We start from the raw sequence: 26524 nt of genomic DNA, 5'->3' as shown, positions 1-26524 counted from the left end.
TGCATAAAAGCGCTCCTTTTTATTTGGGTTGTGGGGCGGGGAAGTGACTGGGCTCGTCGTACATGTCTTCGATTTCGTCGAAGGGCGTCCAGGGCTTGGCGAGTGCAAGGGTGATGAGGTAGCGCTCCTCGGTGGGGTTTCGATAATCCTCGAAACGTCCCAATATCAGCATGGCCTGGTACTTATCCCCCGCCAGCCAATAGGACCGTCCGGCAAGAATTCCTTTGCGAAGCCATTCACGCCATTCAGGGGTATCGGCGATCGTGGGATTGTTTCGTAGCCCCTTTGCCACCCAGCCTTTTTCACGCCATTGGTCTTGCAGGTCGAGAACTACCTTGAGGGCATCATCGATTAGTAGTGGCTCTATCTGCGGAGACATGCGGATGCTGCTAACGATATTGTCGTCAAATACAACAGTGAAAAAGCGCGCTCTCGGTGTGAGGAATTCGTACTGCGGATCGATTAATCGAAGACGCGCATCCGTCTTGGGAAGGCCCATCCAGACGTGCCCGGGGACCATAGGGCTGAAGGGAACTGAAGAATGTTTGCGTAAGGTTTCGTAGGTACCGCCCATTTCCAATGCGATGACCGGCTCTTGCGATAGAGACTCAACTAACTGATTTGTAGCCATCCATAGCAGAACAGCCAGAAACAGCAAACCCGCCCCAAGCCGCCAGCGGTCGATACCTGGCCGCAGACTCATGGGATTACCTGCCCAGACGCAATCTCGATGATCGACTGCTCAAGCACACTTCGGTTCGTGTCGTTAAGCATCTGATCAAAGCGTGCTGCAGCGCGAAGTACGAAAGGCATTCGCTGCTGGATATCCGACAAGTCCGCCAGCGGGTTATTGCTGAAACCAATGGTGCGCTCATCCTCGACGCGCTCGCATTGGCTGGTAAGGGTCAACTCAATCGCTTTGGCAGCGCCTGAAGGAAACCCCGTGACATAGGATGCGTGGTTGGCACGCAGTAAGCTGACCAACTGCCGATCCTTGTAAATAGTTGGCTGGAGAATATTCTGTTGCTCATGCCAAGCTAGATGCTCAACGCTCCCGGCAATATCTCCGTCCTCTATCGCCTCAAAACCCAGCAAAATCTCGGGGTAATCCAGCCCGAATTCCAGCTTCTCCTTCCCCGCCGGCCACATCACCGGAAACTTCGGATGCCCAAATATTCCCGCCCGGGCTTCCAGACACTTTTTCAACTCTCTGAACCCGCGCTTCGCATAAAACTCATGCAACGGAAAAACATCCAGAAACAGCGTGGTATTCCCCAGTGCCATCATGTCGTGCACATGCCGGAACTGCTGTTGCACCAACGACAAGTCGTCCCCCGTTGCACGAAAATCCACAGAGGGCACCGGATTACGTGCATCCGCTTCTTTATATTCACGCAGCTCATCCGCCTGCTCGGACATCTTGTCTGGCGTCAACAGCCCGAACTCGCGGCGGCTATCGCGCACACGCTGTCGCGACTCATATTCATCTCGAATATGTTCAATACTGTCCGCCGCATGCAGCAACCCGCATCCGACCTGCTTGGAGGCGAAGGCCGCCAGCCCGGCCCACTGAAACCTTGAATCGTGCAGCCACAGGCGAGCGTAGGCAGCGTTGATCACGCGGTTGCGCTCTACCGGGTCGGCAATCAGTACACCACCGGGTGCAACAATCTCTTCCGCCTCGCGCTGGTAGTGTCGCCATAGGCAGGCGCACGTAAGGATTGGCACTTCGGTAATGAGCGTCTTGGTGCCGTAAAGCAGCTCCTCTCTGCATTCACATTCAGCCACGGGGGTGCTGTTGTGGTTGAGGCGCTGCTGATCGCTGGGGTGGTCTTTGAAACACTGGGTCATGATTCGCGGCTGGCATCTAAGGGTTTCCCTGACACCCTACCAGCCAAAAAACCGGCTCGAATCCAGCACGCTAAAAACCAGAATCCCCCGACAAATAACACTCGCGGAGCTGACGGACGCTTCGCACAAAAACAAAAAAATTGCCCTGAGACACCCAACCCACGGGCCTTTCCAAATAACCTGGAGGCATTTTCAGACCTGCCAGTCAGAAACTGAATGATGTCGCTTTGCAGATTATTGACATACGACACTCATGCGACTGAAAAGAGGTGCTAGCATAGAGCCACCAGTCGATCTCAGCATGAACCCTAACTAGTAGTCAGGATATGACCGAGCCAGAAGACCCCAGCCGTGAGCGCCTCAAGCACCACTTTGCCCAGCGGGTAATTCATCAGGCACGTCAAATTCTTGAGATCTGGCAGCGCCTGCAACGCAGTGAGTGGTCCACCACCGACTTATCGGAGTTGAGCGAAGCGAACCTGCGCCTGCTGCGTTTCGCCGAGCGTTTCGAACAACCGGAACACTCGCAACTGGCGCGCCACATCGGCCAGTCGCTGGAGGCTGTCGACGCCAATCGCGGACGCCTCAGCAGCGGCCTGATCACTGACCTCAATCGCTTGATGCAGCGCCTGTCGCGCACCGGGCTGCGCCATGGCGATCAGCTCGAACAAACCTTTTTGCCACCGCTGCGCAAACCGATCTACGTGATGCTGCAGGATCACGACCGTGCCGAGCGCCTGGCCAAACAACTGGAATTTTTCGGGCTCAGCGCCCAGTCCCTCGACAGCGTGGCAGCGTTTCGCTCCTCGATGGTCGAGCGTTTGCCCGCCGCGATCGTCATGGACGTGGACTTCAGCGGCCCCGGCATCGGCCTGAAACTGGCCGCCGAAGCCCAGGTCGGTCTGGATGAGCCGTTGCCGTTGCTGTTTTTCAGCCTGCTCGAAACCGACACCCCGACCCGCCTCGCCGCCGTGCGCGCCGGCGGCCAGGAATTTCTCACCGGCACGCTTGAAGCCTCGAGCCTGCTGGAGAAGATCGAAGTCCTGACCTGCGTCGCGCAGTACGAACCTTATAAAGTACTGATCATCGACGACTCCCGCGCTCAGGCGCTGCACACCGAGCGCCTGCTCAACAGCGCCGGGATCGTTACGCGGACCTTGATCGAGCCGATCCAGGCCATGGCCGAACTGGCGGACTTCCAGCCCGACCTGATCATTCTCGACATGTATATGCCGGCCTGCACCGGCACTGAACTGGCGAAAGTGATCCGCCACAACGACCGCTATGTCAGCGTGCCGATCATTTACCTGTCGGCCGAAGATGATCTGGACAAGCAACTCGACGCCATGAGCGAGGGCGGCGACGACTTCCTGACCAAACCGATCAAGCCCCGGCACCTGATCACCACCGTGCGCAACCGCGCGGCGCGGGCGCGCAATCTGAAAGCACGGATGGTCCGCGACAGCCTCACCGGGCTCTACAACCACACGCACATCCTGCAATTGCTTGAAGACTGCACCTTCCGCGCCCGTCGCGAGAGCAAGCCGCTGAGCTTTGCGATGCTCGACATCGACCACTTCAAACGGGTCAACGACAGCCACGGCCACCCCATGGGCGACCGTGTGATCAAGAGCCTGGCGCTGTTCCTCAAGCAGCGTTTGCGCAAAACCGATTTTATCGGCCGCTACGGTGGTGAAGAATTCGCCATCGTCATGCCGGACACCGATATCGAAGCAGCCTGCAAAGTCCTCGACGAAATCCGTCAGCGCTTCGCCGAAATCCACTACCCCGCTCAGCCCCAGGACCTCTGGTGCACCTTCAGCGCCGGGGTGGTCGAACTGTGCGAAGACTCCGACGGCCTGATGATGGCCAGCCAGGCGGACGAGGCGCTGTACCGCGCCAAGCATGCCGGGCGCAACCGCGTACAAGCCGCACGGACATCAAAGCAAAGTGCCACCTTTTCATCAGAATCGACCCATTCAGTCATAACCCTGTAACAGAAACGCAATAACTTCAGGCACTTACCATTTCGCCGTTGGTAGTCCCGCGATGCGCCTGAAGCTGCTGACCAATCTCAACACCCTCCTTTTAGTCGCCGTGTGCGTGGCCCTCGGCGCTACGCTGTGGTGGTCGCAAAAAGCCCTGGAACGCCCCTATTTGTTGATGGAGCGCTACCTCGGGTTGTCCCAACAATTTCAGAATGAAGTGGCGCGTAATATCGAGGATTACCTCGCCAGCGGCGATGCCCTGCGCCTGAGCAGCGCCAGTCAGGCCATCGACGGCTTGCAAAAGGAACTCGCCGAGTTACCCCCGACGTTGGCCGACAGCTTGCGACCGAGCCTGTCGAACCTGGATGAATTCAGCAAAACCGACCTGCTGGCCGCCGGCAAACTCGCGGGCGATCCTCAGGCGCTGCTGCTGCAAGCCGAACGCGAACTCGGCGCCAGCCTCGACCAACTGAGTCAATACGCCAGCGCTGATGCAAGCTATCTGACGCCACTGCTCGCGGCCTCTCAACACCTGGGCAAACTCTCTCTGGCGCGGGACAAACTGGTCAGCAGCGGCCGCAGCGAACTGGCGGCAGATGTTGAACGCGAAGTCACCAGTATCCGCGCTCAAGCAGAACGCCTGAATGCCCTGCCGCTGCTCGGCGTTGCCAGTAAAAGTGAATCGGACACGGATGATTTCGCGGCGCTGATGGGCCTGGAGAACACCGAAAAAACCGTTGCGGAAGATGCCGGCGTCGGCCTCAAACGCGAGCTCAACAGCCTGCTGACACGCTATCCCGCCGAGCTAGCGCGCACCCGCGAGCAGATCCAGAAACGCGCCGACCTCAGTGCCGCGACTCACCAGAAGATCGCTGCCGTGCAACAGTCCATCGCCGGGCTGGAACCGGCGGTCCGTGCCCTGCACGGGCAGATCCAGAGCGAAGTACGACTGATGCAAGGGGTGATGATCGGCCTGATTCTGCTGATCGCCTTGCTCATCGACACCCTGCAACGGCGCCTGGCCCGGACGCTGACCAATCTTGCGCCAGCGCTCTCGACCTGGGCCGAAGGCGACTTCAGCCGCGACATCGAATTGGGCAAGACCAATCGCGAATTGCATGACATCCAAGCCTCGCTCAATCGGCTGCGCGCCTACCTCGTCGATCTGGTGGGGACCATCCGCCTCAACGCCGAGCAGGTCGCCGCCAGCAGCCGCACCCTGGCCGAGTTGAGCAATGATTTGCACAGCGGCGCCGAGCATCAGGCGGGTGATACGGCGTTGATCCGCGACTCCCTCGGCGAACTGGAAGCGACCATTCAACAAGTCGCCGGCGATGCCAGTCAGGCTGCCGACGCCAGCCGTCATGCTGGATTGGCGGTGGAACACGGACAAAAAGTCATCGGTTTGAGCCTCACCGGGCTGCACGCATTGGTCGATGAAGTGCAAGGCAATGCTCAGATGATCGAACACCTGGCCTCGGAATCGGCCACCATCGGCGGCGTGCTGACGGTGATTCGCTCAATTGCCGACCAGACCAACCTGCTGGCCCTCAACGCCGCCATTGAAGCGGCCCGTGCCGGGGAAATGGGTCGCGGTTTTGCCGTCGTGGCTGAAGAGGTTCGCTCACTGGCGCAACGCACCGCGGGCGCCACGTCCGAAATTCAGGTCTTGATCGCCGGGTTACAAACGGCGGCGCAACAATCGGTGGAGGGCATGCGCGCGCAGGTCGAGCATGCTGAAGCCACGGCCAATCAAGCCCAGGCGGCCGACGGGGCGCTGGATAAAATCGTCGGGGCAATTCAGACCATTTCCGACACCGCCGTGCGCATCGCCGATGTCACGGCTCAGCAGAGCGGCGCCGTCAGCGAAATCCGCGACCACAGTGAGCGGATCCACCAATTGGGCGGGGATAACTTGCTGCGTATCGGTGAAGGCCGCGAGCAAGGCGAGCATTTGTTGGTGTTGGGTGGGCGGTTGCATACAGCCGTCCAGGCTTTCCGCGTCTGATCGACCGCCATCGCTGCGATCCGGCAAGCCAGCGCCTACAAGGACACCAACGTACCTGTAGGCGCTGGCGTGCCGGCGATGGCACCAGAACAAGCACCACAAAACTCCCCGCCTGCACACCCCGCAACTGTCCGCTATCATGCCCCCAACTCCGATACGCGAGATCGTCATGCGCCGTTTGCTTTGCCTGTTGCTTTTAGTGCTCGCCCTGCCGGCCACCGCCGCCGGTTTGCTGGAGAGTCGGCCCAGTTCCACCCTGGGCTCGATCAACAACAGCGCGGATTTCCTGCCAGTGCGCGAAGCCTTTCAACTGAGCCTGGTAGAAAGCACGCCACAATCGATCAAGCTGCGTTTCGTCGCCACCGAGGGTTACTACCTCTACCGCCATCGCTTTCAGTTTCGTGCCGATCCCGCCGAGGTCGTCGTCGGCCCGGCGCAACTGCCCAAGGGCGAGCAGAAGCACGATGAGTACTTCGGCGACGTCGAGGTTTACCACGGGATTCTCGATGTAGAACTGCCGCGCAGCGATCAACGCGCCTTCACGCTCGCTGTGACCTATCAAGGTTGCGCCGACAAAGGCCTGTGCTATCCACCCGAGACTGAACGCCTGACGATCGAGGGCAGCGGCGGCGGCACCACGAGTTGGAGCTGGCGAGCGCTGGCATTGTTCTTTCTTGCGGGCCTTGGCCTGACCTTCACCCCTTGCGTGCTGCCGATGCTGCCGATCCTGTCCGGCGTGGTGTTGCGCGGTCAGGTGGGTGGCTTGCGCGGCTTCAATCTGTCGCTCGCGTACGTGCTGCCGATGGCCGCCTGCTTCGCTTTGCTCGGTGCGCTGATGGGGATGTTCGGCGCGCAGCTCAATCTTCAGGCGCGGCTGCAATCGGCGTGGGTGCTGGTGCCGTTCGCGATGTTTTTTGCCGTGTTTGCCCTGGCGATGTTCGGCGTCTTCGAACTCAAGTTGCCGCAGGCGATCAGCAGTCGACTGGACCGAATTGCCGGGCGCACCGAAGGCGGCTCGTTGTGGGGGGCGGCGGTGCTGGGCGTGGTTTCCAGCCTGCTGGTGTCGCCCTGCGTCTCGGCACCGCTGGCCGGCGCGTTGCTGTACATCAGCGCCAGTGGCGATGCGTTGGGCGGCGGCTTGAAACTGTTCATGCTCGGCCTCGGCATGGGCGCCCCGCTGTTGCTGGTCGCCACCGGCGGCGCCGCCTGGCTGCCGAAAAGCGGACCGTGGCTGGTCTATGTGAAAAACGCGATTGGCGTGTTGTTGCTGGGTCTGGCGATTGGTCTTCTCAGTCGGGTGTTGCCGGGGCAGATCACCTTGCTGCTGATCGGTTTACTCGCCGGTGGCGTCGGCTTGTTCATGGGCGCGCTGGAGTTCGTCTACAAACCTCCGCGAAAACGCGTAGGTCAGTTGCTCGGGATGTTCCTGCTGTTTTATGCGCTGGCCTGTTGGTACGGCGCCTTCAGTGGCCAGACCGATCCGCTCAACCCAATCGGCCAGCCGCGCCTCGTCAGCAGCAATGAGCAGCGGCAAGGCAGCAGCGACTGGCAAACCCTGACCACCCCGGCCGAACTGGATCGCGTGCTCAGTGAGGCCAAATCCTCCGGCACACCACTGCTGCTCGACTGGTACGCCGACTGGTGCATCAGCTGCAAAGTCATCGAACACGAAGTGCTCAACGACGCGAAGGTCGTCGAACGCCTCAAAGGCTATCGGCTGATCCGTTTCGACATCACTGCGAGCAACGCCGAGCAACGTGCGCTGCTCGACCGCTACAAACTGTTCGGCCCACCGGCGCTGATGTTTTTCGGCAAGGACGGTGTCGAACGCACCGAGGTGCGAGTGATCGGCGAGATCAACGCCACGGACTTCGCCGAACGTGTCGCCAAAGCAAATGACCGGATTTAATCACCCGGTCACATATTTCGCGCAAACATCGGCCATCGTGCTGGCTATTGCATAGAACTGGACAGTCACAAAGGCTTTGCGGCATAGTCGCCGGGTTCTGACAAATGCACATGGATAACAAGGAACAGCAGATGGCGACCCTATTGGTTCTGCACGGCCCCAACCTGAACTTGCTCGGCACCCGTGAACCGGGCACCTATGGCGCTACGACACTGGCACAGATCAACCAGGACCTGGAACGCCGCGCCCGCGAAGCCGGCCATCATTTGCTGCACCTGCAAAGCAACGCCGAGTACGAATTGATCGACCGCATCCACGCTGCCCGCGGCGAAGGTGTGGACTTCATTTTGATCAATCCAGCAGCTTTTACGCACACAAGTGTCGCATTACGTGACGCGCTGCTGGCGGTGAGCATCCCATTCATCGAAGTGCATTTGTCTAACGTGCACAAACGCGAACCTTTCCGCCATCACTCTTACTTCTCCGACGTAGCGGTGGGAGTGATCTGCGGCCTTGGCGCCAGCGGTTATCGACTGGCCCTGGAGGCTGCACTAGAGCAGCTTGAACAACAAGCTATACGCCCCTGACCGACCCTTGGGAGTTGATGATTCATGGATATCCGTAAAGTTAAGAAACTGATCGAACTGCTGGAAGAGTCCGGCATCGACGAGCTCGAGATCAAGGAAGGCGAAGAGTCCGTTCGCATCAGCCGCCATAGCAAGACTCCTGCTCAGCAGTACTACGCTCCGGCGCCAATGCACGCTCCGGCTCCAGCGCCTGCCGCTGCTGCCCCGGTTGCAGCTGCCGCTCCTGCTGCTCCGGCCGCGCCAGTCCTGAACGGCACCGTTGCCCGTTCGCCAATGGTCGGCACCTTCTATCGCAAATCTTCGCCAAGCTCGCCGTCCTTCGTTGAAGTCGGCCAGACCGTGAAGAAAGGCGACACCCTGTGCATCGTCGAAGCCATGAAGATGATGAACCACATCGAAGCTGAAACCAGCGGTGTGATCGAATCCATCCTCGTCGAAGACGGCCAGCCGGTTGAGTACGACCAACCGCTGTTCACCATCGTTTGAACCGCGGAGAAACTTTGATGACTGCGAAGTTGGAAAAAGTTCTGATCGCCAACCGCGGTGAGATCGCACTGCGGATTCTGCGTGCCTGCAAAGAGATGGGCATCAAGACCGTCGCCGTTTACTCCAAGGCTGACAAAGAGCTGATGCACCTGGGCCTGGCAGACGAATCCGTCTGCATTGGTCCGGCCTCGGCCGCCCATTCTTACCTGCACATCCCGGCAATCATTGCCGCGGCTGAAGTGACCGGCGCTACCGCCATTCACCCAGGCTACGGTTTCCTTGCGGAAAACGCTGATTTCGCTGAACAGGTCGAGAACTCCGGCTTCGCCTTCATTGGCCCGAAAGCCGACACCATTCGCCTGATGGGCGACAAGGTTTCGGCCAAGCACGCGATGATCGCTGCCGGCGTTCCAACCGTTCCGGGTTCTGACGGCCCGCTGCCGGAAGACGAAGAAACCGCTCTGCGCATCGGTCGCGAAGTCGGTTACCCGGTGATCATCAAAGCCGCTGGCGGCGGTGGTGGTCGCGGCATGCGCGTTGTGCATAAAGAAGAAGACCTGATCTCCTTCGCCAAACTGACCCGCACCGAAGCAGGCGCGGCGTTCGGCAACCCGATGGTCTACCTGGAAAAATTCCTGACCAACCCACGCCACGTGGAAGTTCAGGTGCTTTCCGACGGCCAGGGCCACGCCATCCATCTGGGCGACCGCGATTGCTCGCTGCAACGTCGTCACCAGAAGGTTCTCGAAGAAGCGCCGGCACCGGGCATCGACGAGAAAGCACGGGCTGAAGTCCTCGCACGCTGCGTTAAAGCGTGCATCGACATCAACTACCGCGGCGCGGGCACTTTCGAGTTCCTGTACGAGAACGGCGCGTTCTATTTCATCGAAATGAACACCCGCGTTCAGGTTGAGCACCCGGTTTCGGAAATGGTCACCGGCATCGACATCGTCAAGGAGATGCTCAGCATCGCCGCTGGCAACAAGCTGTCGTACACCCAGGAAGACGTCGTCATCCGCGGTCACGCGCTGGAATGCCGGATCAACGCCGAAGACCCGAAAACCTTCATGCCAAGCCCAGGCACGGTCAAGCATTTCCACGCTCCAGGCGGCAACGGCGTTCGCGTCGATTCGCACCTGTACAGCGGTTATGCCGTTCCGCCGAACTACGATTCGTTGATCGGCAAGCTGATCACCTACGGCGCAACCCGTGACGAAGCACTGGCGCGCATGCGCAATGCGCTGGACGAAATCGTTGTCGACGGGATCAAGACCAACATCCCGCTGCACCGCGATCTGGTCCGCGACGAAGGCTTCTGCAAAGGTGGGATCAACATCCACTACCTGGAACACAAGCTGGCTGGCGAAAAGCATTAAGCTTTAGCCCGATCAACAAAGCCGCCTTCGGGCGGCTTTGTTGTTTCTGGACATCTCATCAAACCTGCCCCCCTGCACAGTCCCTGTGGCAGCGAGCTTGCCCGCGAAGGCGTCGACACATCCAACATCAATGTGACAGACCGTCCGCTTTCGCGAGCAAGCTCGCCCCCACAGGTACAGTGGACTCCCACAAAACCTCCGCGCTCGCGTAAACTTGCGCGCTTCTCGCAGCCCGCTAGGCTGCAATCAATATTTTTCAAAGGTGCCCGCCATGCCTTGGCTGCAAGTCCGTCTCGCCATCAGCCCAGAACAAGCCGAAACCTACGAAGACGCGTTCCTTGAAGTGGGCGCCGTATCGGTGACTTTCATGGACGCCGAAGATCAGCCGATCTTCGAGCCGGAACTCAACACCACCCCGCTGTGGTCGCACACTCATCTGCTGGCCCTGTTCGAAGGTGGCACCGAAGCCTCCACCGTGCTGGCGCACCTTGAGTTGCTGACCGGCAGCCCGCTGCCCGAGCATCACAGCGAAGTCATCGAAGACCAGGATTGGGAACGCACCTGGATGGACGATTTCCAGCCAATGCGCTTCGGCCAGCGCCTGTGGATCGTGCCGAGCTGGCACGCGGCTCCCGAACCCGACGCCGTGAACATTCTGCTGGACCCTGGCCTCGCATTCGGCACCGGCACGCACCCGACCACCGCGCTGTGCCTGGAATGGCTCGACGGTCAGGACCTCAAAGACTGCAACGTGCTGGATTTCGGTTGCGGTTCGGGGATCCTGGCGATTGCCGCCCTGTTGCTGGGCGCCAAGGAAGCCGTCGGCACTGACATCGACGTGCAGGCGCTGGAAGCCTCACGCGATAACGCCGGTCGCAACAACATCGCCGAAGCGCTCTTCCCGCTGTATCTGCCGGAAGACCTGCCGCAGGTTCAGGCCGATGTGCTGGTGGCCAACATCCTCGCCGGCCCGCTGGTCTCCCTGGCCCCCCAACTGTCCAGCCTGGTCAAACCGGGCGGTCGTCTGGCGCTGTCGGGCATCCTCGCCGAACAAGGTGATGAAGTGGCCGCCGCCTACGCGCAGGACTTCGATCTGGACCCGATCGCCAATCGCGATGGCTGGGTGCGCATCACTGGCCGTCGGCGCTAGAATGGACGCCTGCATAATCCGGATCGCCGCATGACCGACAGCTTCGTCACCCAGTGCCCGCATTGCCAAACCAGCTTCCGCGTCAGCCATGCTCAATTGAGTGTGGCCCGTGGAGTGGTTCGTTGCGGCTCGTGCCTGCAGGTGTTCAACGCCGCCAAGCAACTGCTTGAGCAGGCGGGCAAGGAAGCGATCCTCCCGGTGGCTCCGGCCATCGTCGAGACCGCCGAGCCAGCCGAGCCAGAACCAAGGGCCATCAGCCAGAAGCAGTGGACTGCCGCTGAGCTGGACCTGGACAGCCTGGACCTGGATGAAGAACTCGCTCGCCTGGAACAGCGGGAAATCCAGCCGACCACCGAGTTCGGTCGCCACCGCGAAGACAGCCTGAGCGCCCGCAGGGACAGCGCCGAGCACGACGAAGCGCCATGGTCCGACAGCCTGTTCAGCGAATCGGCCGCCGATCGCGCGGAAGCGGCAGAAGCGGCGGAAGCGACCGAAGTCACCCTGACGCCGGAGCCGGCGATCGAGCCGAGCAGACCCGCGCGCACCGAGCCCTCGCTGTCCCTGGAGCCGGTAGAACTGGACGACGAGACGCTGCCGCCGCAACTGCGCCTGAACGATCCGCTCGACGCCCCGCTTCATCACGAACGCCTGTCCGCGACCGACGCCAGCGACGACATCGAAGACGACCTGCCGTCGATCGAGCCACTGCGCAAACGCCGCGAACGCAGCGAACCAGCGATGCGCGCCGAAGTGCTGCAAGACCTGACCGACGACCCGCTGCAACTCGATTGGCAAAAACGCCGCTCCCCCTGGGGCCGTCGGTTTTTCTGGTTGCTGCTGATCTTGCTCGGCGCTGGTGCGCTCGCGGGCCAGTACATCGCCTACCATTTTGATGAGCTGGCGCGCCAGGATCAGTACCGTCCGTGGTTTCAGCAGTTTTGCCCGCAAATCGGCTGCACCGTGCCGTCGAAAGTCGACATCGCGAAAATCAAGAGCAGCAACCTGGTGGTGCGCAGCCATCCGGAATTCAATGGCGCATTGGTGGTCGACGCGATCATCTACAACCGCGCGCCGTTCTCCCAGCCGTTCCCGCTGCTGGAGCTGCGTTTTGCCGACCTCAACGGTCACCTGATCGCCAGCCGTCGATTCAAACCCGGCGAGTACCTCAACGGCGATCTTGAAGGCATGGCCGAAATGCCACCACAAACACCGATCCACATCGCCCTGGATATCCTCGACCCAGGCGCCAAAGCCGTGAACTACAGCCTGAGCTTTCATTCACCCGAGTGAAACGGTTCAGTGCTACGGGTTTGACGGCACATTTCTGACAGAGACCGCTCATACCAAACTGCTGGCGATAACAGAATAACTGTTCAGATTTTGTTCAATTCAGCCTTTATCCAGTCATCGAGAGCGGGTATCATGCCAACCCTTTTTCGAACTCTCATGATCCGGCCCCACAACTGGAAAGCCCTATGTCGGCGGTACGCATCGGTCCATACACATTGCACAACGGCTTGATTCTCGCCCCCATGGCGGGTGTCACCGACCAACCTTTTCGTCAGCTGTGCAAGCGACTGGGCGCAGGACTTGTAGTCTCGGAAATGGTCACCAGCGACATGAGCTTGTGGAACACCCGCAAATCGCGCATGCGCATGATCCACGAAGGTGATCCCGAGCCACGCTCGGTGCAGATCGCCGGTGGCGATGCACAGATGCTGGCGGATGCGGCCCGGGCCAACGTCGAACTGGGCGCACAGATTATTGATATCAACATGGGCTGTCCGGCGAAGAAGGTCTGCAACAAGGCTGCCGGTTCTGCACTGTTGAAAGATGAAGCACTGGTGACCGAGATCCTGCAAGCCGTGGTGGCGGCAGTTGATGTGCCGGTTACCTTGAAGATCCGTACCGGCTGGGACCGGGACAACAAAAACGGTCTGACGGTGGCGAAGATCGCCGAGCAGGCAGGCATTACGGCGTTGGCGGTTCATGGCCGCACCCGTGCCGATCTGTACACCGGTGAAGCCGAGTACGACACCATCGCCGCGATCAAGCAGGCGGTGTCGATGCCGGTCTTCGCCAACGGCGACATCGATTCGCCGGAGAAGGCCCGTTACGTGCTCGATGCGACCGGTGCCGATGGACTGTTGGTTGGACGGGCCGCCCAGGGGCGGCCATGGATTTTTCGTGAGATCGATCATTTTCTGCGTACCGGCGAAAAACTTCCGGCGCTGGAATTGATCGAGGTGGAACGCATTCTGCTAGAGCATCTGGCCGCACTGCACGTCTTCTATGGCGATGTCATGGGTGTCCGGATCGCTCGGAAGCATGTGGGCTGGTATCTCGCAACCTTGCCGGGCGCCAGGGAGTTTCGCGCCCACTTCAATCGTTTGGAAGATACGGAAGCACAATGCGCCAACGTTCAGGGCTTCTTCGCCGAACGTTACAAGAGCCTGACAGGGGACGGAGAAGAGGTGGCCGCATGACGATGATGACCGAGACTTTAGTGAGTGGAACAACACCCGTGAGCGACAACGTGAATTTGAAACAGCACCTCAACACGCCGAGCGAAGAAGGTCAGACCCTTCGCGGGAGTGTCGAGAAGGCGCTGCACAATTATTTCGCCCACCTTGAGGGCGCTGCCGTCACGGATGTGTACAACCTGGTGCTCTCCGAAGTCGAGGCGCCTCTACTCGAGTGCGTGATGAACTACGTCAAGGGCAACCAGACCAAGGCCAGCGAGCTGCTCGGACTGAACCGAGGCACCCTGCGCAAAAAACTCAAGCAGTACGATTTGCTGTAAGCATTCAATCAAACCAGAAAGGCGCCCGCGTAAAAACGGTCGCCTTTTTTGCTGACTCCTTTGCTTTTGATGGAAATTGAAATGACCGACCAGACTACCCGCCTGCCGATCCGCCGCGCCTTGATCAGCGTTTCCGACAAGACCGGGATCCTCGAATTCGCCAAAGAGCTTGAAGCCCTCGGCGTCGAGATCCTCTCCACCGGCGGAACGTTCAAGCTGCTGCGTGACAACGGCGTTGCCGCAGTGGAAGTCGCGGATTACACCGGTTTCGCAGAAATGATGGACGGTCGGGTGAAAACCCTGCACCCGAAAATCCACGGCGGGATCCTCGGTCGTCGCGGTATCGACGACGCGATCATGAACGAGCACGGCATCAAGCCGATCGATCTGGTGGCGGTCAACCTGTACCCGTTCGAAGCCACCATCAACAAGCCAGGCTGCGACCTGCCGACCGCCATCGAGAACATCGACATCGGCGGCCCGACCATGGTCCGTTCCGCAGCAAAAAACCATAAAGACGTGGCCATCGTGGTGAATGCCAGCGACTACGCCAACGTGCTGGAAAGCCTGAAGGCCGGCGGCCTGACCTACGCTCAGCGTTTCGACCTGATGCTCAAGGCCTTCGAACACACCGCCGCCTACGACGGCATGATCGCCAACTACATGGGCACCGTGAACCAGGCCGCTGACACCCTCAGCACCGAAGGTCGCAGCGAGTTCCCGCGCACCTTCAACAGCCAGTTCATCAAGGCTCAGGAAATGCGCTACGGCGAGAACCCGCACCAGAGCGCGGCGTTCTACGTTGAAGCCAAGCCTGCCGAAGTCGGCATCGCCACCGCGACCCAACTGCAAGGCAAAGAGCTGTCGTACAACAACGTGGCCGATACCGACGCCGCGCTGGAATGCGTGAAGAGCTTCGTCAAACCGGCCTGCGTGATCGTCAAGCACGCCAACCCGTGCGGCGTTGCCGTCAGCCCGGACGCCGAAGGCGGCATTCGTCAGGCTTACGAACTGGCCTACGCCACCGACACCGAATCCGCCTTCGGCGGCATCATCGCCTTCAACCGCGAACTGGATGCCGAGACCGCCAAGGCCATCGTCGAGCGTCAGTTCGTCGAAGTGATCATTGCCCCAAGCGTCAGCGAAGAAGCCCGCGCCATCGTCGCGGCAAAAGCCAACGTGCGTCTGCTGGCCTGCGGCGAGTGGTCGGCTGACCGCGCCGCTGCGTGGGACTACAAACGCGTCAACGGTGGCCTGCTGGTGCAGAGCCGCGACATCGGCATGATCGGTGCCGATGACCTGAAAGTCGTGACCAAGCGCGCTCCGACCGAACAGGAAATCCACGACCTGATCTTCGCCTGGAAAGTCGCCAAGTACGTCAAGTCCAACGCCATTGTCTACGCCAAGAACCGTCAGACCATTGGTGTCGGCGCGGGCCAGATGAGCCGTGTGAACTCCGCGCGCATTGCTGCGATCAAGGCAGAGCACGCCGGTTTGCAGGTCGCCGGCTCGGTCATGGCTTCCGATGCATTCTTCCCGTTCCGCGACGGTCTGGACAATGCGGCCAAGGTCGGCATCACTGCGGTGATCCAGCCAGGCGGCTCGATGCGTGATGCAGAAGTGATTGCAGCCGCTGATGAAGCTGGCATCGCCATGGTATTCACTGGCATGCGCCACTTCCGTCACTGATACGACGATCAACTGTGGGAGCTGGCCTGCCAGCGATAGCATCCCCTCCGTTTAGCTGATAAACCGAGTTGTTTGCATCGCCGGCAGGCCAGTTCCCACAGAAAAGCGTCCCTGCGGCGCTCAACAGAATTAGCGTCATCCGAGGTTTTTTGAAATGAATGTTTTGATCATTGGCAGCGGTGGCCGTGAACACGCCCTGGCCTGGAAAGTGGCTCAGGATCCGCGCGTGCAGACAGTTTTCGTGGCTCCGGGCAATGCCGGCACGGCCATTGAAGCCAAGTGCGAAAACGTCGCGATCGATGTGCTCGCACTGGAACAACTCGCCGACTTCGCCGAGAAGAACGTCTCCCTGACCATCGTCGGCCCGGAAGTGCCGCTGGTTGCCGGCGTCGTCGATCTGTTCCGCTCCCGTGGCCTGGACTGCTTCGGTCCGACCGCTGGCGCCGCTCAACTGGAAGGTTCGAAAGCCTTCACCAAGGATTTCCTGGCACGCCACAAGATCCCGACCGCCGACTACCAGAACTTCACCGAGATCGAGCCAGCGCTGGCTTATCTGCGTGAAAAAGGCGCGCCGATCGTGATCAAGGCCGATGGCCTGGCTGCCGGTAAAGGCGTGATCGTTGCCATGACGTTGGCCGAAGCCGAAGACGCCGTACGCGACATGCTCGCGGGTAACGCGTTTGGCGACGCCGGTTCGCGCGTGGTCATCGAAGAATTCCTCGACGGCGAAGAAGCCAGCTTCATCGTCATGGTCGACGGCAAGAACGTACTGCCGATGGCCACCAGCCAGGACCACAAACGTGTCGGCGACGGCGACACAGGGCCGAACACCGGCGGCATGGGTGCTTACTCCCCTGCCCCGGTCGTCACCAGCGAAGTGCACAAGCGCGTCATGGACCTCGTGATCTGGCCAACCGTGCGCGGCATGGCCGAGGAAGGCAATGTTTACACGGGTTTCCTGTATGCCGGCCTGATGATCGACAAGGCTGGTAACCCAAAAGTCATCGAATTCAACTGCCGTTTCGGCGACCCTGAGACCCAACCGGTTATGCTGCGCTTGCAGTCGAGCCTGGTATTGCTGGTCGAGGCGGCCCTGGCGCAAGCGCTGGACAAGGTCGAAGCCCAATGGGATCCACGTCCGAGCGTCGGTATTGTTTTGGCGGCAGGCGGCTATCCTGGCGACTACGCTAAAGGCGTCGCCATCAACGGTCTGGATGCAGCCGCCGCGCTGGAAGGCAAAGTCTTCCACGCCGGTACGGCGCTCAAGGACGGTCAAGTGGTGACGGCCGGTGGACGGGTGCTTTGCGCCACCGCCATGGGTGCCAGCGTCGATGCTGCTCAGCAGCAGGCTTACAAGCTGGCCGCGAAGATTGACTGGGAAGGCTGCTTCTATCGCAAGGACATTGGCTACCGCGCCATTGCCCGTGAGCGTGGCGAAAGTCAGGAATAAACGATCCATTCGGCAGGGCTTGGGATTCAGGCCCTTGCCGGACTATTCCAGCGCCGCGCATAGTTATATTCTGGCATCAACCTACGAAGGGATTTCGCCGTGCGCTGGCTCAGGATTGCCATAGGTTTCACAGTCACGCTGCTGACGCTGCTCTGCATGCTCCCGGCCCAGGCCGCGCAAGGCAGTGGCTGGGCGCTATTGCTCGACGAACAGGGCGACCTGCAGCTCAGCGACATCCGTTCCGCTCGTTTCACCAATCAATTCAGCCCCATCGAACTCGAACGCCTCACCGCAGCCGAACCCGGTGGTGCGTTATGGCTGCGCTTCAGGCTGGCGCCCGGCAAGCATGAGCAATTGCTGCGGGTGTTCGCTCCTGACCTGTCGCACCTCAATCTTTATGTGCTGGACGGCGACAAGCTGATCGAGCAATTGAACACCGGCACCGAACAGCCTCAGGCAGAACGGCCGCTACCCAACAGCGACTTCATGTTGCCGTTGCCGCAAAGCGACAAACCCCTCGACGTTTACCTGCGCCTGGTGTCCGAACACCAGATGCGGCCTTACATCACCCTGCAATCGGCAATCATGACCGCGGCCAATCAGAGCCAGACGCTGATCTACGGTCTGCTGTTCGGCTGCATCGGGATGCTGATCCTGCACAACCTGATCCGTTACGCCTACACCCGGTCGCGCAGCAGCCTGTGGCTGGCGGGTTGTGAAGCGTTGTTGATGATCAGCCTGGCGCTGCTGCTGAACCTCGCGGGCCCATGGTTGCCGGACTGGCATGCGCTGCAAACGCCCGGCGCTTACCTTGCCCTGTTGCTGACCGCGCCGTGCGGGCTGATGTTCGCCTACCGATTCTTCGCCCCGCTCGGCCCGCACCCGCTGAACAAGCTGCTGCTGGGCGACATCCTGTTCATTGTGGCTTGTGGCCTGCTGCTGCTGTTCGTCAACACGTTGCCGCTGAACATCATCACCTACGCACTGGTCGCCCTCGCAGGCCTGACGATGTTGTTCGTCAGCGCCTGGCATTGGCAAAAAGGCTATCGCCCGGCCCGGCTGTTCGTCGCCGCCATGGTGGTGTTCAACGTCGGCACGCTGATTATCCTGCCGGCGCTGCTCGGCCTCACGCTGGTAGAACCGCAAGGCCTGATCGTTGCCCTGCTGGTGTTCATTTGCATCAGCGGCCTGCTGATGAGCATTGCCCTGAGCGAACGCCAACGCAGCATCACCGAAGACCGGTTCAGCGTCAGCCGCGATCTGGCCGCCAGCAATGCCGAGATCAATGCCAAGGCCGAGTTCCTGGCGAAGATCAGTCATGAAATCCGTACCCCGATGAATGGTGTACTGGGCATGACCGAACTGTTGCTGGGCACGCCACTTTCGGTCAAACAACGCGATTATGTACAAACCATTCACAGCGCCGGCAATGAACTGCTGACCCTGATCAACGAGATTCTCGACATCTCCAAGCTCGAGTCCGGGCAGATCGAGCTGGACGATGTGCAGTTCGATCTCAATGCGCTGATCGAAGACTGCCTGAGCATCTTCCGCGCCAAGGCCGAACAGCAGAACGTCGAGCTGATCAGCTTTATCCAGCCGCAAGTGCCGCGGGTCATCAGCGGTGACCCGACGCGCCTGCGTCAGACCCTGCTGAGCCTGTTGGAAAACGCCCTGAAGAAAACCGACGAAGGCGAGATCCTGATCGTTGTCGCCCTCGACGAGCGCACGGCCAAACCGCGTTTACGCATTGCCGTACAGGACAGCGGCGAGCCGATGGACGCCGAAGAACGTGACGCGCTGATGCACGCCGAACTGCACAGCAAGAACTTCCTCTCGGCCACCCGCCTGGGCGGCAACCTGGGACTGGTGATTGCCCGTCAGTTGATTCGTCTGATGCAAGGGGAGTTCGGCATCAAGAGTGGCACCAACCAGGGCAGCACCTTATGGCTGACCTTGCCGCTGGACCCCGACCGCCTTGAACACCCGACCTCCGACCTCGATGGCCCGCTGCAAGGCGCAAGGGTGTTGGTGGTGGACGACAACGACACCTGCCGCAAGGTACTGGTGCAACAGTGCAGCGCCTGGGGCCTGAATGTCAGCGCGGTCCCGTCCGGCAAGGAAGCCTTGGCGCTGCTGCGTACCAAGGCTCACCTGCGCGACTACTTCGACGTGGTCCTGCTGGACCAGAACATGCCCGGCATGACCGGCATGCAACTGGCGGCCAAGATCAAGGAAGACCCGAGCCTGAACCACGACATCCTGCTGATCATGCTCACGGGCATCAGCAATGCGCCGAGCAAGATCATCGCGCGCAACTCCGGCATCAAACGCATCCTCGCCAAACCGGTAGCCGGCTACACCCTGAAGACCACATTGGCGGATGAGCTGAATCAGCGCAACAAGGGCCTCGCGGTCTCGCAGTTCCCACCCACCGGCACGACCCTGCCGATCAAGGTTCCCAACGACTTCCGCATCCTGGTGGCCGAAGACAACAGTATCTCGACCAAGGTGATACGCGGCATGCTGGGCAAACTCAACCTGCAACCGGACACCGCCAGCAATGGCGAAGAAGCCCTGCAGGCCATGAAAGCCCAACGTTACGACCTGGTGTTGATGGATTGCGAAATGCCGATCCTGGACGGTTTCTCGGCCACCCAGCAATTACGTGCCTGGGAAGTCAGCAACCAACGGGTTCGCACCCCGGTGGTGGCGTTGACCGCACACATCCTCGCCGAGCACAAAGAGCGTGCACGTCAGGCCGGAATGGACGGCCACATGGCCAAACCGGTTGAACTGTCGCAGTTGCGCGAGCTGATCGAACATTGGGTTGCCCAGCGCGATCAGCAACAACGGACGGCAACGCAACCGTCCTGAGCCGACAGACCCCGCAACGCCTGATAGACTCCCCCACGACTTCTCTCGCCAGTGAGCCTGCACCATGCTCCACGTGTTGTTCAGCGTTTACCTGAAGATGCTGGTGCTCTATAGCCCGTTCTTCGTGTTGTCCTGCTTCATCAGCCTGACCCGCGGTTATTCGCGCAAGGAGCAACGACGACTGGCCTGGAAAGTGGCGACGGCCACCCTGGTTTCCAGTGTCTTGCTGTACTTGTTCGGACGGGTCATTTTCAGTGTTTTCGGCATCACCGTGGACGCGTTCCGCATCGGTGCCGGCAGCGTACTGTTCATCTCGGCGCTGGGCATGGCCCAGGGCAAATCGGCGGTCCAGACCGATAACGTGCAGCAGGACGTCACCATCGTCCCGCTGACCATTCCGCTGACCGTCGGCCCCGGCACCATCGGCGCCTTGCTGGTGATGGGCGTGAGCCAGCCCCACTGGGATGACAAACTCACCGCCATCCTCAGCATTGCCCTGGCCAGCTTCACCGTCGGTGTGGTGCTTTACCTGTCGAACCGCATCGAGAGAATCCTCGGCGACCAGGGCTTGCAGATTGTCAGCCGGTTGATGGGGTTGTTTGTGTGTGCACTGGCAGCACAAATCATCTTCACTGGCGTCAAAGGGTACCTGGTGCCTTAGTGCCAACCCGCAACAGAAAGCCAGAGGCTGATTGCCTCTGGCGGCCGGGCGTCATTTCACCGGCGCAAACTCCATGAAAACGGCCTCTCTGAGTTCATCAAGGTACTTGATGCACTCAGCCTCTTTCCTCAAGTCTTCCTCGTGAATGGTAAAGTGCGCCTTACCTTGAAAGATCGGAAGCTCAGAACTATCCCACTCCACAAAAAGAACTTTTGCATTATTGTCCAATGAGTCGTAACGGACCGTCGCCACGGCCATTGTTACTTCAGCTTCTTCGTCTTGCTTGCAAACGGACACGCCAAAGTTGCCACCACTGGCCTCAGTAGCATGACGCTCAAAAAGCTTGACCGCCTCAGGTTGTTTTTTTAGCGCATCCATGGTCTTGTCGGCGACAGCTTTCAACGCATTCGCGGCAGTACCCGCCAGGCCACCGGCCACAGAATGAACAATATCCAGCGCTACATTATCCAGCGTCAACTTGGCGGAGGTGGACTTGTATTGGGTAAAGGCACTGTGATATTCGGTCCAGCCCGTGGCAAACATCAGCTTTTTGAAACACTCGTATCGGGCAAGTTTCTCGTCTTTAGCAGGAAACAGCACTTTTGAAGCGATATCGGCATACGCGTACGTATTTTTTACGATGCGTTTGTTACGCCTCGACATCCCGTCCAGGAAGCCAACCACACCGCTGCCCATGATCGCGGCATTCATTTCATCCCGATCAAACGGCAACTTTACTGCAGAGCGCGCCTGGATCTTCGGGCCGGTATATTTAAGCTTGGCCCGACACTGCTCAAGACATTGATCAAAATAAAGACTGGCCTCTGCTTCATTCATTTTATTCATTTCGTTAAACCTTAAATTCAAATATATAGAAAAGCCGAACTGGCCCTGTCAAAAAACTATCGTACTCACCGAATACATTCAACAGTGCCAGATCTTATAAAAGGCAACAAAACCCAGATAATAATTTATATGTAACAACCCACTATCAATTACAACAAAACAATAACACTTAAAGAAAACAGAAAAACCCAACAGACCCGCACACTCCTGCACGAATAAAATAAAAATCAAAATTTAACTTACACGAACAGGTAAACAGTCCGACTCACCAAGAGCGCTCGAAAGTAAATTCTCCCCGCTCATGCAGGAATTAACCTACATCCTCTAGCGAATGTTTTTTACGGCACGGCAAAGAAAAAGCCACGGCAAATCGAGTAACAACTCGGCCGTGGCTTTTTTGAGCGAAGCGCAACGCGTCAGGTGGCAGGCTTCTCTGCGTACCAACGCGGCGTATACACCCAGTCACCGCCACCCACACGCGAAAACACGCAGGTCGTAGACGAACCCACCAGGACCATGGTGCGCATATCCACCTGATCCGGAGTCAACTGGCCGAGTGTCGTCACTCGCAGCGTTTGTCCTGGGCGACCGATATCTCGACCCAAAACCACCGGCGTCTGCGGTGTGCGATATCGCGCGACGATCTCCAGTGCCCGGCCCAATTGCCACGGCCGGGACCGTGAAATCGGGTTGTAGAACGCCAGGGCGAGGTCAGCCTGTGATGCAAGGTCCAGACGCTTCTCAATGATCTCCCAAGGCTTGAGGTTGTCCGACAGCGACAGCACACAGAAGTCATGCCCCAGCGGCGCACCCGCCTGAGCAGCGGTCGCCAGAGACGCAGAAACCCCCGGCAGAATCTCCAGATCGACGTTGTGCCACGCAGCATCGCTGGACTCGTGAAGTGCTTCCAGCACCGCAGCCGCCATGGCGAACACTCCCGGATCACCGGAAGAAACCACCACCACCGAACGCCCTTGCGCCGCCAGTTCGAACGCGTGACGCGCGCGCTGCATCTCGTCGCGGTTGTCGGTGCAATGCATGATTTGATCAGCACGGAACGGGCCGGCCATGCGCACATAGGTTTCGTAACCGAGCACATCGTTGGCGCGCGCCAGTTCGGCCTTGACCGCCGGCACCATCAGTTCGGCAGCACCAGGACCAAGACCGATCACCGCCAGGCGACCGCGAGGACGGCCGATCGACAATGGGTCCAGAGGTTGTTCGGCCACCGCGATTGCAAGGCTGTCATCGCTGGAGATCTTCACAGACTGACCGAGGGCGTTGCGCGCCAGCTCACTGACTGCGCCGACATCGTTGCCAAACCGCAGCGGCACACCCAGCTCAAGCGCCGCTTCACGCAGCGCCGCACTTGACATCTCGCTATCGGCGGCCAGCAGACAAGCCACCGATTGCACGGCGATTTTTGCCTGATGCAACGCCTTGCGAACCGCACTTGGCAGATCGGCCACGCCGTTGCTGACGGCCACCAATACGTTTCGCGGATAGATCAACAGCTCGTTGGCCGCTGGCGTACGCTCGGCATGACCGACGTGAACGGCCAGCCGCGCCTGTGGGTCTTCGGGCAACTGCGCCTGCGCCAACCAAGGGGCCGAGCCTTCGATTCGCACCGTTTCACCGGCCAGCAAATCGGAAACGAAGCGCTTGCCCAGTTCCAGATCGCCCAGGGCATAACCGCTGGGTGGGTTGAGAAGGCAGGTGCCGAAGCGCAATTCACCGCTGGTGGTGATCGCCGCCGCCACGTCCAGCGCAGCCGCCATTTCTCGCGCCATGACGTTCACGCCGCCCAGGCCACCCAGCAGCGGCACCACCGCGCTGCCGTCTTCAGCAACGGCCAGCACCGGCGGCTCGGCGCCTTTTTCCAGGAGCAACGGCGCCAGGGTGCGAATCACGATGCCAGCGGCGCACAGGGCAATGATCGGTGTGTTCTGTTGATAGAGCTCGCGCAAGGTGGCGCCGAACTCGTGATAGACATGGTCCGCGCCCTCGACCCGTTCGGCCAGACCGTGGATCAAGGCGCCCGGGTACACCTGCTGAATTGTGCGCGCGGTCGCGAGGCTGCCATTGCCAAGAATGACAATCGCCGGAACTGGACGAGTCATCAGCCTTGCCACCTTTCACCCGGAACGATGATCAGCGAGAAGTACGGCGAGGACATCGGCTCGACCTGATCCAGCGGCACGATCTTCTGATTGGCCATGGTCGCGCGTTCGACGTACAGCGCACGTTCGGCCAACCCGAGTTCTTCCAGCACCTGACGGACTTTGGGGAAGTTACGCCCCAGCTTCATGATCACCGCCGCGTCGGCATCGGCTAACCGGCGCTTGAGATCGTCATGAGGCAATACGCCGGACAACACCGACAAGCTCTGATTGCGATAAACCAACGGCGCGCCAAGTACCGAAGCACCGCCGAGCATCGAACAGACACCCGGCACGACTTCGGCCTCATAACGTTCCGCCAGGCGATCGTGCAGGTACATGTAGGAGCCGTAGAAGAACGGATCACCTTCGCAGATCACTGCAACGTCACGTCCGGCATCAAGATGAGCTGCTAGTTCTTCGCCGGCCGCATCGTAGAAATCGCTGATCACTTGTTCATAGGACAGCGGTGCCGGCAAGGCTTCGGTGGTCACCGGATACACCAGCGGCAGCAGGGTTTGTGCGTCCTGCAAATGCGCTTCGATGATGCCGAAGGCGTTGCCCTTTTTGCCCTTGGCGACGAAGTACGCCACCACCGGCGATTCGCGCAGCAGGCGCAGGGCCTTGACGGTAATCAGCTCCGGATCACCAGGTCCGACGCCGAGGCCGATCAAACGTCCAGGTTGCTGCATCATTCGATCTCCGTGGCGAGGGCATTGACGGCGGCGGCGGCCATGGCGCTACCGCCCAGCCGGCCTTGCATGATGACAAACGGCACGCCACGGCTGTCAGCCGCGAGCGCTGCCTTGGATTCGGCGGCGCCGACAAAGCCCACCGGGAAGCCGAGAATCAGCGCCGGTTTCGGCGCGCCGGCGTCGAGCATTTCCAATAAATAGAACAGTGCGGTCGGCGCGTTGCCGATCACCACTACGCTGCCCTCCAGGTGCGGGCGCCACAGTTCCAGCGCGGCGGCGGACCGGGTGTTGCCCAATTCACGGGCCAGCTCCGGAACGCTTTCATCGCGCAGGGTGCAGATCACTTCGTTGTTTGCCGGCAAGCGTGTGCGGGTCACGCCTTCGGACACCATCCGCGCATCACACAGGATCGGCGCACCGGCGGCCAACGCATCGCGCCCGGCTTTACCCGCGCCGTCGGAAAACTGCAGGCCATCAATCGCATCGACCATGCCGCAGGCGTGTATTACCCGCACCGCGAGTTTTTCCAGATCGGCCGGGATTCGCTCGAGGTTGGCTTCGGCACGAATGATCGCGAAGGAGTTGCGATAGATCTCCTGACCGTCGCGGATGTAATCAAGCATCAAGGGGGCTCCGTGAGCGGTCGTCGAGCAAGGCTGCGACCGCTTCAATAGTAAGGTTGCGTGCGTGCAGGGCGCCGAAACCCGGCTGCCCTGCTTCGCGAAAATAAAGGTCGTAATGACCGGGGGTGACGGCCAATAAAGTGACCGGTGTGACATGCGCAGCGGCACAGGAACGCGGGCAACCGCTCAGATGCACATTCAGCACCCGGCCATGACGCTGCAGTAGCGCGGCCAGTTGCAGGGCGTCGCCCTTGGTGTCGGCCAGGCCTTTGCCGCAACCAGTGGAACCGGTGCAGGCGATCAATCGCGACAAGGGCTGATCGGCGTCGCCTATCAGGCCCAACTCGTGCAGGCGACGGATGACTTCATCGGCGTTGTCGCGGCGGATGTTCGGCAACAACAGGCTTTGCCATGGCGTGAACCGCAGCGTTGCATCGCCGTATTCCTGCGCCAGACGAGCGGCGCCCCGAAGCATGGCGCTATCGAGACGTCCCAGCGGCGGTACGGCGCCGACATAGACATACCCGGCTTGCGCCTGCGGATGGGCGCCAATGTGTAGAACCTCGTCATTGACTGAACGTTGCCAGGCGCTAACGGGTTCGAAAGGTAGCCGCTCAGCGAGGCGAACGAAAAATTCGGCAGGAGGGACGTCGACCAGCAAATGACGCATTCGCGTGTGTTCAGGCCCCGCCAGCTCCAGGAAAAGCTCAAGCACGGCGACCACCAGCGCGTGGCCGTCTTCCAGTGGGACACGACCGGCCGGTTGATCGATGGGACATCCCGCCAGACCGAATGCCAGCCAGCGCTCGCCCTCTCGCTCGACTGCGGACAACCACAGATCATGGGGGTGTTCGAGCATCGCCAGACGTTCGCCGCCATCCAGTTGCACGGCGAATTTGGCGCTGAGAGTGTGAAAGCGCTCTTGCCCTTGCAGGGTGGCGAGAATCTGTCCGGCCAATTCTCGCGTGTCGAACAGCATCTGCCGGTCGATGCCTGCGCTCGGGCTCACCATCAGATTACGCACATCGTCGCCCGCCGCATGCGAAGGGCCAAGGCCCGCGGCGAGCAGACTTTCGATCAACGCGGCCTGCTCATGTTTGATGCCACGAATCTGCAGGTTGGCCCGGTTAGTGGCCTCGATCACCGAGCCGGCATAACGCTGCGCGCCCTCGGCAATGGCGTTGGCCTGCTCGGAACTGAGGGTGCCGCCGGCGAGTTTTATCCGGCAGATACCGCCATCTCTGGCCTGGACGATACGCAGCAGCCCCGGACAGGCCGAGGGGCGTAAAGCGCGGGACATAGGGAGTTCGTTCAAAGGGATGACCGGATCTGTAGTGGGAGCGCCCCCCGTCGGAGGCGAGCGGTA

General features: G+C 60.1%; 21 protein-coding genes. 14 read left to right on the top strand and 7 right to left on the bottom strand.

The window, feature by feature from the left end; genetic code table 11:
- Positions 1–19 precede the first annotated feature (19 nt).
- Entirely contained in the window at positions 20–703 is a 684-nt protein-coding gene (locus tag Q7W83_RS03140) for a hypothetical protein (protein ID WP_473655656.1), read from the bottom strand.
- Positions 700–1851, bottom strand: coding sequence for a DUF2515 family protein (locus tag Q7W83_RS03135; protein ID WP_473655655.1), 1152 nt, complete (start codon positions 1849–1851; stop codon positions 700–702). The genes Q7W83_RS03140 and Q7W83_RS03135 overlap by 4 nt, the downstream gene beginning before the upstream one ends.
- Positions 1852–2177: 326 nt before the next feature.
- Here Q7W83_RS03135 and gcbA point away from each other — a divergent pair, with 326 nt between their 5' ends.
- From gcbA to Q7W83_RS03065, 14 genes are all read left to right on the top strand, one after another.
- The gene (gcbA, locus tag Q7W83_RS03130) at positions 2178–3848 is read left to right on the top strand and encodes a diguanylate cyclase GcbA (RefSeq protein ID WP_150633362.1); all 1671 of its coding nucleotides are present in this window, start codon (positions 2178–2180) and stop codon (positions 3846–3848) included.
- Between the two features lie 52 nt (positions 3849–3900).
- On the top strand, positions 3901–5847 hold the full coding sequence (locus Q7W83_RS03125; protein WP_473655654.1) for a methyl-accepting chemotaxis protein: 1947 nt from the start codon (positions 3901–3903) through the stop codon (positions 5845–5847).
- Between the two features lie 169 nt (positions 5848–6016).
- Complete coding sequence (locus Q7W83_RS03120; protein ID WP_458377964.1) at positions 6017–7756, top strand: protein-disulfide reductase DsbD; 1740 nt, start codon at positions 6017–6019, stop codon at positions 7754–7756.
- Positions 7757–7887: 131 nt separating this feature from the next.
- Positions 7888–8343 carry a type II 3-dehydroquinate dehydratase gene (gene aroQ / locus Q7W83_RS03115; RefSeq protein ID WP_007947649.1) on the top strand — a complete coding sequence of 152 codons (456 nt, stop codon included), beginning with the start codon at positions 7888–7890 and terminating at the stop codon, positions 8341–8343.
- Positions 8344–8367: 24 nt separating this feature from the next.
- Entirely contained in the window at positions 8368–8829 is a 462-nt protein-coding gene (accB, locus tag Q7W83_RS03110) for an acetyl-CoA carboxylase biotin carboxyl carrier protein (RefSeq protein WP_121733746.1), read from the top strand.
- Between the two features lie 17 nt (positions 8830–8846).
- Complete coding sequence (accC, locus tag Q7W83_RS03105) at positions 8847–10205, top strand: acetyl-CoA carboxylase biotin carboxylase subunit (RefSeq protein WP_008153754.1); 1359 nt, start codon at positions 8847–8849, stop codon at positions 10203–10205.
- 271 nt (positions 10206–10476) lie between these two features.
- Positions 10477–11355 carry a 50S ribosomal protein L11 methyltransferase gene (gene prmA, locus Q7W83_RS03100; protein WP_473655653.1) on the top strand — a complete coding sequence of 293 codons (879 nt, stop codon included), beginning with the start codon at positions 10477–10479 and terminating at the stop codon, positions 11353–11355.
- A 30-nt stretch (positions 11356–11385) separates the two neighbouring features.
- Positions 11386–12645 (top strand): DUF3426 domain-containing protein, encoded by a 1260-nt coding sequence (locus Q7W83_RS03095; protein ID WP_150654560.1) that lies wholly within the window; start codon positions 11386–11388, stop codon positions 12643–12645.
- A 185-nt stretch (positions 12646–12830) separates the two neighbouring features.
- On the top strand, positions 12831–13841 hold the full coding sequence (gene dusB / locus Q7W83_RS03090) for a tRNA dihydrouridine synthase DusB (protein WP_150633367.1): 1011 nt from the start codon (positions 12831–12833) through the stop codon (positions 13839–13841).
- Complete coding sequence (gene fis, locus Q7W83_RS03085) at positions 13838–14158, top strand: DNA-binding transcriptional regulator Fis (RefSeq protein ID WP_007907419.1); 321 nt, start codon at positions 13838–13840, stop codon at positions 14156–14158. The genes dusB and fis overlap by 4 nt, the downstream gene beginning before the upstream one ends.
- A gap of 81 nt (positions 14159–14239) precedes the next feature.
- Complete coding sequence (gene purH, locus Q7W83_RS03080; RefSeq protein WP_150633368.1) at positions 14240–15847, top strand: bifunctional phosphoribosylaminoimidazolecarboxamide formyltransferase/IMP cyclohydrolase; 1608 nt, start codon at positions 14240–14242, stop codon at positions 15845–15847.
- A gap of 154 nt (positions 15848–16001) precedes the next feature.
- Positions 16002–17297, top strand: a complete 1296-nt coding sequence (gene purD, locus Q7W83_RS03075) for a phosphoribosylamine--glycine ligase (RefSeq protein WP_150633369.1) — start codon at positions 16002–16004, stop codon at positions 17295–17297.
- Positions 17298–17396: 99 nt separating this feature from the next.
- A complete protein-coding gene (locus tag Q7W83_RS03070) occupies positions 17397–20174 on the top strand; it encodes a hybrid sensor histidine kinase/response regulator (protein ID WP_150633370.1) in 2778 nt (925 codons plus the stop codon).
- Between the two features lie 64 nt (positions 20175–20238).
- Entirely contained in the window at positions 20239–20835 is a 597-nt protein-coding gene (locus tag Q7W83_RS03065; protein ID WP_007937197.1) for a MarC family protein, read from the top strand.
- 51 nt (positions 20836–20886) lie between these two features.
- On the opposite strand, the gene Q7W83_RS03060 is transcribed toward Q7W83_RS03065, so the two are convergent.
- From Q7W83_RS03060 to cobG, 5 genes are all read right to left on the bottom strand, one after another.
- Entirely contained in the window at positions 20887–21681 is a 795-nt protein-coding gene (locus Q7W83_RS03060; protein WP_150639620.1) for a hypothetical protein, read from the bottom strand.
- A 416-nt stretch (positions 21682–22097) separates the two neighbouring features.
- Positions 22098–23801 carry a precorrin-3B C(17)-methyltransferase gene (cobJ, locus tag Q7W83_RS03055; protein ID WP_473655652.1) on the bottom strand — a complete coding sequence of 568 codons (1704 nt, stop codon included), beginning with the start codon at positions 23799–23801 and terminating at the stop codon, positions 22098–22100.
- The gene (locus Q7W83_RS03050; protein WP_017336332.1) at positions 23801–24532 is read right to left on the bottom strand and encodes a precorrin-2 C(20)-methyltransferase; all 732 of its coding nucleotides are present in this window, start codon (positions 24530–24532) and stop codon (positions 23801–23803) included. The genes cobJ and Q7W83_RS03050 overlap by 1 nt, the downstream gene beginning before the upstream one ends.
- Entirely contained in the window at positions 24532–25158 is a 627-nt protein-coding gene (locus Q7W83_RS03045; RefSeq protein ID WP_017336331.1) for a precorrin-8X methylmutase, read from the bottom strand. Before Q7W83_RS03045 ends, Q7W83_RS03050 begins: the two co-directional genes overlap by 1 nt.
- Entirely contained in the window at positions 25151–26458 is a 1308-nt protein-coding gene (cobG, locus tag Q7W83_RS03040; RefSeq protein ID WP_150639622.1) for a precorrin-3B synthase, read from the bottom strand. The genes Q7W83_RS03045 and cobG overlap by 8 nt, the downstream gene beginning before the upstream one ends.
- Positions 26459–26524 lie beyond the last annotated feature (66 nt).

This window comes from Pseudomonas sp. 300 (assembly GCF_055803035.1).
Note: the sequence above shows the minus strand (reverse complement) of the source record. Positions and strands in the feature narration are given on the sequence as shown.

Bases quoted from the DNA above. Each gene is read 5' to 3' on its own strand.
- prmA (WP_473655653.1), top strand. From the start codon at position 10,477: ATGCCTTGGCTGCAAGTCCGTCTCGCCATCAGCCCAGAACAAGCCGAA.
- Q7W83_RS03120 (WP_458377964.1), top strand. From the start codon at position 6,017: ATGCGCCGTTTGCTTTGCCTGTTGCTTTTAGTGCTCGCCCTGCCGGCC.
- Q7W83_RS03045 (WP_017336331.1), bottom strand. From the start codon at position 25,158: ATGCTTGATTACATCCGCGACGGTCAGGAGATCTATCGCAACTCCTTC.
- cobJ (WP_473655652.1), bottom strand. From the start codon at position 23,801: ATGACTCGTCCAGTTCCGGCGATTGTCATTCTTGGCAATGGCAGCCTC.
- Q7W83_RS03065 (WP_007937197.1), top strand. From the start codon at position 20,239: ATGCTCCACGTGTTGTTCAGCGTTTACCTGAAGATGCTGGTGCTCTAT.
- dusB (WP_150633367.1), top strand. From the start codon at position 12,831: ATGTCGGCGGTACGCATCGGTCCATACACATTGCACAACGGCTTGATT.
- Q7W83_RS03125 (WP_473655654.1), top strand. From the start codon at position 3,901: ATGCGCCTGAAGCTGCTGACCAATCTCAACACCCTCCTTTTAGTCGCC.
- accB (WP_121733746.1), top strand. From the start codon at position 8,368: ATGGATATCCGTAAAGTTAAGAAACTGATCGAACTGCTGGAAGAGTCC.
- purD (WP_150633369.1), top strand. From the start codon at position 16,002: ATGAATGTTTTGATCATTGGCAGCGGTGGCCGTGAACACGCCCTGGCC.
- Q7W83_RS03050 (WP_017336332.1), bottom strand. From the start codon at position 24,532: ATGCAGCAACCTGGACGTTTGATCGGCCTCGGCGTCGGACCTGGTGAT.
- accC (WP_008153754.1), top strand. From the start codon at position 8,847: ATGACTGCGAAGTTGGAAAAAGTTCTGATCGCCAACCGCGGTGAGATC.
- Q7W83_RS03135 (WP_473655655.1), bottom strand. From the start codon at position 1,851: ATGACCCAGTGTTTCAAAGACCACCCCAGCGATCAGCAGCGCCTCAAC.
- gcbA (WP_150633362.1), top strand. From the start codon at position 2,178: ATGACCGAGCCAGAAGACCCCAGCCGTGAGCGCCTCAAGCACCACTTT.
- Q7W83_RS03060 (WP_150639620.1), bottom strand. From the start codon at position 21,681: ATGAATAAAATGAATGAAGCAGAGGCCAGTCTTTATTTTGATCAATGT.
- purH (WP_150633368.1), top strand. From the start codon at position 14,240: ATGACCGACCAGACTACCCGCCTGCCGATCCGCCGCGCCTTGATCAGC.
- cobG (WP_150639622.1), bottom strand. From the start codon at position 26,458: ATGTCCCGCGCTTTACGCCCCTCGGCCTGTCCGGGGCTGCTGCGTATC.
- Q7W83_RS03095 (WP_150654560.1), top strand. From the start codon at position 11,386: ATGACCGACAGCTTCGTCACCCAGTGCCCGCATTGCCAAACCAGCTTC.
- aroQ (WP_007947649.1), top strand. From the start codon at position 7,888: ATGGCGACCCTATTGGTTCTGCACGGCCCCAACCTGAACTTGCTCGGC.
- fis (WP_007907419.1), top strand. From the start codon at position 13,838: ATGACGATGATGACCGAGACTTTAGTGAGTGGAACAACACCCGTGAGC.
- Q7W83_RS03140 (WP_473655656.1), bottom strand. From the start codon at position 703: ATGAGTCTGCGGCCAGGTATCGACCGCTGGCGGCTTGGGGCGGGTTTG.